Genomic DNA, 7,758 nt, shown 5'->3' with positions numbered 1-7,758 from the left:
CCGCCCGCACCGCCCCCGCAGGCGCCGAAGCGCCGCCGGCCCGGCCCGCTCATTCTCGCCATTTTGGTGATCGTGCTGATCGTGCTCGTGCTCGTGATCGTGCACATCATGCGCAACAAGAAGACGGAGCACGGCGCCGCGCCGCAGGTCGTCACCGTGGCCGCCGCCACGCTCGGGCCCATGCCCGTGACGCTCAACGCGCTCGGCACCGTCACGCCGATCGCGACTGTCACGGTTCTGCCGCAAATCAGCGGCTACCTCACCGAGGTGGGCTACAAGGAAGGCCAGGACGTCGTGAAGGGGCAGTTCCTCGCCCAGATCGACCCGCGCCAGTACGAGATCAGCAAGGAGCAGGCGCTCGCGCAGCTCGCCAAGGACCAGGCCTTGCTGGCGCAGGCGCGCGCCGACCTCGCGCGTTATACGCAGTTGAACGCGAAACAGTCGATCGCCGCGCAGACCTACAGCGACCAGCAGTTCCTCGTCAAGCAGTATGAAGCCGCGGTGCAGGCCGACAAGGCCAACGTCAGGCTGTTCGAGCTCGATCTGATCTATTGCCGCATCACGGCGCCGGTGTCGGGACGCGTGGGTCTGCGGCTCGTCGATCCGGGCAACTATGTGACTTCGTCCAGCTCCACGGGCATTGCCGTCATCACGACCATCAAGCCCACCACTGTGCAGTTCGCCATCCCGCAAACCTCCCTGGGCAGCGTGCTCGAGCGCGTCAACGCCGGCGCGAAACTGCCGATTACCGTCTTCAGCAGCGACAACACCCGCCAGATCGCCACCGGCACGCTCTTCGCGCTCAGCAACCAAATGGCCACGGCCACCGGTACGGTCACGCTGCGCGCGAGCGTGCCCAACGACAACGAGGCGCTCTTTCCCAACGAGTTCGTCAACGTGAGGCTGCTCGTCGACACGCTGCAGAACGCCGTACTCGTGCCGACGCCCGCCGTGCAGACCGGAGCGCCCGGCGACTACGTCTACCTCGTGAACGCCGACAACACCGTGTCGGTCCACAAGGTCACGCTCGGCCCGAGCGACGGCCGCTACACGGTGATCTCCGCGGGCCTGCAGCAGGGTCAGCATGTCGTGACCGACGGACTCGACCGCCTCAACGACGGCGCGAAGATCCAGCCCGCTGGGCCGAGGGTCGCTACCCACGCGGGCGCGGCGAGCGCACCGCACCATGGCAGCGCCCCGGGCGCGGCCAGCGAACCCGGCGCCACGGCGCCGAACGCCTCCGACGCGAGCGCCGCGGCCTCGCAAGCGGGTTAAGCCCCGGACCCAGCGCCGATGAATATTTCGCGTCTCTTCATCCTGCGGCCGGTCGCGACTTCGCTCCTGATGATCGCGATGGTGCTGATCGGCCTCGTCGCAATGAAGTTCCTGCCGGTTTCCTCGCTGCCCGCGGTGGACTATCCCACCATCCAGGTGCAGACCTTCTATCCGGGCGCGAGCCCGAACGTGATGGCGACCACGGTCACGGCGCCGCTCGAAGTGCAGCTCGGCGAAATCCCGGGCCTGCAGCAGATGATCTCGTACAGCTCCGAGGGCGCCTCGGTCATCACGCTGCAGTTCGACCTCTCGCTGAGCCTCGACGTGGCCGAGCAGAACGTCCAGCAGGCCATCAACGCGGCCAACAGCTTCCTGCCGAGCGGCCTGCCCGCGCCGCCGACCTACGCCAAGGTGAACCCGGCCGACCAGCCCATCCTCACGCTCGCGGTCACGTCGAAGTCGATGTCGCTCACGCAGTTGCAGGACGCGGCCAACAACCGCCTCGCCACAAAAATTTCGGAAGTGCCGGGCGTGGGCCTCGTCACCACGGCGGGCGGCAACGTGCCCGCCGTGCGCGTCGAAGCCGACCCGCAGAAGCTCGCCGCCTACGGCCTGAATCTCGACGACCTGCGCACGCTGCTCGCCAACGTCAACGTGAGCAACCCGAAGGGCAACTTCGACGGCCCGGAACTGAACTACACGATCAATTCGAACGACCAGATCTCGGACCCGAAGGACTACGAAGACACGGTCATCGCCTATGAGAACGGCTCGCCCGTGTTCATGCGCGACGTGGCGCGCGTGTCCACGGCCGCGCAGGACGTAGAGCGCGGCGCCTGGTACAACAAGGCGCCCGCCATCGTGCTGAACGTGCAGCGCCAGCCTGGCGCGAACGTCATCGCCACCGTCAACCAGATCATGCGGCAGCTGCCGCAACTCGAAGCGGCGCTGCCCGCGGGCATGCAGGTCACGGTGGTGTCGAACAGCGTGGGCGTGATCCGCGCTTCGGTGAGCGACGCGGCCTTCGAACTCGTGCTCGCCGTGGCGCTCGTGGTGGCCGTGATCTTCGTGTTCCTGCGCAATCTGCCCGCGACCATCATTCCGAGCATCTCAGTGCCGGTCTCGCTGATCGGCACGCTCGCGATCATGTACGAGCTGGGCTATTCGATCGACAACCTCTCGCTTATGGCGCTCATCATCGCCACGGGCTTCGTGGTGGACGACTCGATCGTGATGATCGAAAACATCGTGCGTTACCTCGAGGAAGGCGACAAACCCTTGCAGGCGGCGCTAAAAGGCGCAGGCCAGATCGGCTTCACGATTCTTTCGCTGACAATCTCGCTCATCGCCGTGCTGATTCCGCTGCTCTTCATGGGCGGCGTGATCGGACGTCTCTTCAGCGAATTCGCCGTCACGCTCGCAGTGACCATCGTGCTGTCCGCCGTGGTCTCGCTCACCGTCGTGCCGATGATGTGCGCGCGCATCCTGCGCGCCCAGGCCGAGCGTCACCCGAGCCGCTTCGAGCGCATCAGCGAAGGGCTTTTCAACAAGACGCTCAACGCCTACGAGCGCGGCCTGCGCTGGGTGCTCGACCACCAGACGCTCACGCTGGTCGTGTTCGTGGTGACGGTGGTGCTCACCGGGTTGCTTTACGTCGTGATTCCGAAAGGCCTGTTCCCGGTGCAGGACGTGGGCGTGCTGCAAGGCATCAGCGTGGCCGACAACTCCATCTCCTACCAGGCGATGGTGCGGCGCCAGTCCGCACTGGCCGAGGAAATCCTCAAGGACCCCGATGTCGTTTCGCTCACTTCGTACGTGGGCATCGACGGCATCAACAACACGCTCAACAACGGGCGCTTCCTCATCAACCTGAAACCGCACGACGACCGCTCCGAAAGCGCCGACGAAATCGGGCGGCGCATTCAGCAGTCGGTCGCGAAGGTCGCGGGCGTGCGCCTCTACATCCAGCCCGAGCAGGACCTCACGCTCGACACCACGGTCTCGCGCAACCAGTACAACTTCGTGCTGCGAGGACCGAGCCAGGAGGCGTTCGACCAGTACGTGCCCGCGCTAATCGAGCGCATGAAGCAGATCCCGTCGATCCGCGACGTGACGAGCGACCTCAACACGGATGGCCTTTCCGTGAACGTCGAAGTGAACCGCCAGCTCGCGGCGCGCTACGGCATCACGGCGGCGACCATCGACAACGCGCTCTACGATGCGCTGGGCCAGCGCATCGTCTCGACGATCTTCCAGCAGTCGGACCAGTACCGCGTGATTCTGGTGGCGAAGCCCGAGGCGCTGCCCACGGTCGAATCGCTCGGCGACCTCTATCTGCCGAGCCAGACGAGCAGCGAAGGCCAGGTGCCGCTCAAGGGCATTGCGAAAATCAGCATCACGCGCTCGCCGCTCATGATCAGCCACCTCGCGCAGTTCCCTTCGGTCACGATCTCGTTCAATCTCGCCGATGGCGCGTCGCTCTCCGCCGCCGTGCGCGACGTGCGCAAAGCCGAGGCCGCCGTGAACTTGCCGCCCTCGATCACCTCGTCGTTCCAGGGCGCGGCGCAGGCGTTCGAGGATTCGCTTGCGAGCGAGGTGTATCTGCTGATCGCGGCGCTCGTGGCCGTGTATATCGTGCTGGGCGTGCTGTACGAGAGCTATGTGCACCCGGTCACGATTCTTTCGACGCTGCCTTCGGCCGGCATTGGCGCGCTGCTCGCGCTGATGATCGCGGGCAAGGACCTCGACGTGATCGGCATTATCGGCATCGTGCTGCTGATCGGCATCGTCAAGAAGAACGCCATCATGATGGTGGACTTCGCGCTCGAAGCCGAACGCGTGCAGGGCAAGCCGCCGCGCGAGGCGATTTTCGAAGCGTCGCTGCTGCGTTTCCGGCCGATTCTCATGACCACGCTCGCGGCCATGCTCGGCGCGCTGCCCATGCTGCTCGGCAGCGGCACGGGCTCGGAGCTGCGCCGCCCGTTGGGTCTTGCGATCATCGGCGGGCTCACGCTTTCGCAGATGCTCACGCTGTTCACGACGCCCGTGATCTACCTGCTCTTCGACCGCGTGGCCGAACGCTTTGGCCGCAAACGCAAGCCTGAGGGCCACGCGGACGGCGGTTCCGGCACCGGCGCGCCACCGGCGCCCGAAGGCACGCCGTGAACCTCTCGGCGCTCTTCATCCGGCGGCCGGTCGCGACCTCACTCCTCGCGATCGCGATTCTCATTTCGGGGACGCTCGCCTTCTTCCGGCTGCCGGTCGCGCCGCTGCCCAACATCGCCTACCCGGTGATCGTGGTGCAGGCCAACATGGCCGGCGCGAGCCCGGATATCATGGCGTCCACCGTGGCCGAACCGCTCGAGCGCCGGCTCGGCACCATCGCGGATGTCAGTCAGCTCACGTCGATCAGCAATACGGGCTCGTCGCTCATCGTGGTGGTGTTCGGCCTGAACCGCGACATCAACGGCGCAGCGCGCGACGTGGAAGCGGCCATTCAGGCCGCGCGCGCCGACCTGCCGACCACGCTGCGCAGCAACCCAACCTACCGCCAGTACAACCCCGCGAGCGCGCCGATCATGGTGCTCGCGCTCACCTCGGACACGCTCACAAAGGCGCAGCTCTACGATTCCGCGGACTCGGTCATCCAGCAGCAGCTCTCGCAGGTGGACGGCGTGGGACAGATCACGCTGGGCGGCGGCGCACTGCCCTCGGTGCGCGTGGAGCTGGAGCCGGGCAAGCTCAATAGCTACGGCATCGGCCTCGAAGACGTGCGCGCGTCGATTGGCGCCGCCAACGCGAACAGCGCGAAAGGCCATATCGACCAGGGCAACCAGCGCTACACGGTGACGTCGAACGACCAGATCAGCAAGGCCGCGCCGTTTCGCGACGTGGTGATCGCCTATCGCAACGGCTCGCCCGTGTTCCTGCGCGACGTGGCATCCGTCATCGACTCCAACGAAAACATCCGCAACGCGGGCCTCTACAACGGCAAGTCGTCCGTGCTCGTGATCGTCTACCCGATGCCGGGCAGCAACGTCGTGAAGACGGTGCAGCAGATCCGCGCGCGCCTGCCCTCCATCGAGGCCGCGCTGCCTGCCACGATCAAGGTGGACGTGGCGATCGACCGCTCCGAGTCCGTGCGCGCCTCCGTGGCCGACACCGAGCGCACGCTCTTCATCGCCGTGCTGCTCGTGATCGGCGTGGTGTTCGTGTTCCTGCTCTCGTCGCGCGCCACGCTCATCCCCGCCGTGGCGCTGCCGCTTTCCATCGTGGGCACGTTCGGGCCCATGTACCTGCTCGGCTACAGTATCGATAATCTCTCGCTCATGGCGCTCACCATCGGCACGGGCTTCGTGGTGGACGACGCCGTGGTGGTGCTGGAGAACATCGTGCGCCACATCGAGGCCGGCATGGAGCCGAAGGAAGCCGCGCTCAAAGGCGCGGGCGAAGTGGGTTTCACGGTGCTTTCCATGAGCCTTTCGCTCATCGCCGTGTTCCTGCCCATTCTGCTCATGCCCGGCATCGTGGGCCTGCTCTTTCACGAGTTCGCGATGACGCTCTCCATCGCGATCCTCATCTCGCTCGTGATCTCGCTCACCGTCACGCCCACCATGTGCGCCTACGTGCTCAAGCGCGAGGCGCTGCACAAGAAGCCCTCGCGCGGCGCCGTGTGGATCGACGCGCAGTTCGAGCGCTTCAAGCAGTTCTACTCGCGCACGCTCGACGTCGCGCTCGATCATGCGCGGCTCACGATCTTCATCCTGTTCGCACTGCTGGTCGGCAATGTGTTTCTCGCGCGGCTGCTTTCCGGCACGTTCTTCCCCGAGCAGGACACCGGCATTCTGATCGGGCAGATTATCGCGGACCAGAGCATTTCGTTCACGGCGATGGAGAAGAAGCTCGCGCAGTTGCAAGCCATCGTGAAGGCCGATCCGGCGGTGCAATCGGTGGCGGGCTTCACGGGCGGGCGCGCGCTCAATTCGGCCACCGTGTTCGTCGAGCTGAAGCCGCTCAACGAACGTCGCCTGACGGCCACCGAGGTCGTGAACCGCCTGCGTCCCAGGCTCAATGCGGTTTCGGGCGCACGGCTTTTCATGCAGGCCCAGCAGGACCTGCAGATCGGCGGGCGGCAGTCGGCAGCAGAGTATCAGTACACGCTCACGAGCGACGACGCCGACGCCCTCTTCACCTGGGTGCCGCGCCTCGTGGACGAGCTGAACAAGCACCACGGCCAGATGTCGGATGTGAACTCGGACCTGCAGCAGAATGGTCTGGAGGCCTACATGACGGTGCAGCGCACGACCGCCAGGCGCTACGCGTTCGACCCGAACCAGGTGGACAACGTGCTCTACGACGCCTTCGGCCAGCGCACCGTTTCGACCATCTACAACGCGATCAACCAGTACTTCGTCGTAATGGAAGTGGCGCCGCAGTACTGGCAGTTTCCGCAGTCGTTCCAGGATATCTGGTTGAGCACGGCAGCGGGCAATGCCAGCGGCGCCGCGCAAACGCAGATGCCGTCGAGCGTCATCTCGGGCGTCACGCCCTTCACGGCGGTGACCACGGCCAACACGGCGAACGGCAACACCAACGAGCGCAACGCCAACGCGGTGGCCAACCAGCAGAACAACGCGATCGCCAACAGCAAGGGCGGCAGCTCCAGCGGCAGCGCGGACAGCACGGCAGCCGAAACCATGGTGCCGCTCATGGCCCTCATGGACTGGAAAACGCGCCATACGGCCACCCAGGTCAATCACCAGGGCACCGAAGTGGCGGGCACGATTTCGTTCAATCTGCCCAAGGGCGGCTCGCTTTCCGAGGCCGGCACGATCATCGATCAGGCCGAGCGCGACATCGGCATGCCGGCCTCGATCCACGGGGCATTCGCGGGCGCGGCGCAGGCCTACGCGCAATCGATGAGCGTCGTGCCGCTGCTGATTCTCGCCGCGCTCGCCGTGGTCTATATCGTGCTGGGCGTGCTATACGAAAACACCATCCATCCGCTCACGATCCTCTCCACGCTGCCTTCGGCCGGCATTGGCGCGATTCTCGCCATGCTGATCTTCGGTACGCCGTTTTCGGTGATCGCGATGATCGGCATCATCCTGCTCATCGGCATCGTGAAGAAGAACGGCATCATGATGGTCGACGTCGCCATCCAGTTGCAGCGCAACGAGGGCATGGAGGCGCGCCGCGCGATTCACGAAGCCGCCGTGGTGCGCCTGCGCCCGATCATGATGACGACCTTCGCGGCCGTGCTCGGCGCGCTGCCGCTCGCCATCGGCATCGGCCAGGGCGCTTCGCTGCGCCAGCCGCTCGGCGTGACGGTGATGGGCGGCCTGCTGCTGAGCCAGATCTTTACCCTGTACACCACGCCGGTGATTTACCTGTTCCTCGACCGCCTGCGCGCACGCCTCGCGCGCTGGGCCGCGCGCCTGCCGTGGAATCGCCAGGCCGATGAGAGCGCATCATGATGAAGAC

Annotated in this window: 3 protein-coding genes; all 3 read left to right on the top strand. The window is 65.6% G+C overall.

The window, feature by feature from the left end; genetic code table 11:
* The coding region (locus tag M3I53_RS22160) for an efflux RND transporter periplasmic adaptor subunit (RefSeq protein ID WP_254317992.1) at positions 1-1,275 on the top strand (1,275 nt) is incomplete at its 5' end.
* 18 nt (positions 1,276-1,293) lie between these two features.
* Positions 1,294-4,440, top strand: coding sequence for an efflux RND transporter permease subunit (locus M3I53_RS22155; RefSeq protein WP_254317991.1), 3,147 nt, complete (start codon positions 1,294-1,296; stop codon positions 4,438-4,440).
* Positions 4,437-7,751, top strand: coding sequence for an efflux RND transporter permease subunit (locus M3I53_RS22150; RefSeq protein ID WP_254317990.1), 3,315 nt, complete (start codon positions 4,437-4,439; stop codon positions 7,749-7,751). Before M3I53_RS22155 ends, M3I53_RS22150 begins: the two co-directional genes overlap by 4 nt.
* Positions 7,752-7,758 lie beyond the last annotated feature (7 nt).

It is taken from the genome of Paraburkholderia sp. CNPSo 3272 (assembly GCF_024206495.1).
Taxonomy (GTDB): domain Bacteria; phylum Pseudomonadota; class Gammaproteobacteria; order Burkholderiales; family Burkholderiaceae; genus Paraburkholderia.
This window is presented reverse-complemented; position numbering and strand designations above follow the sequence as displayed.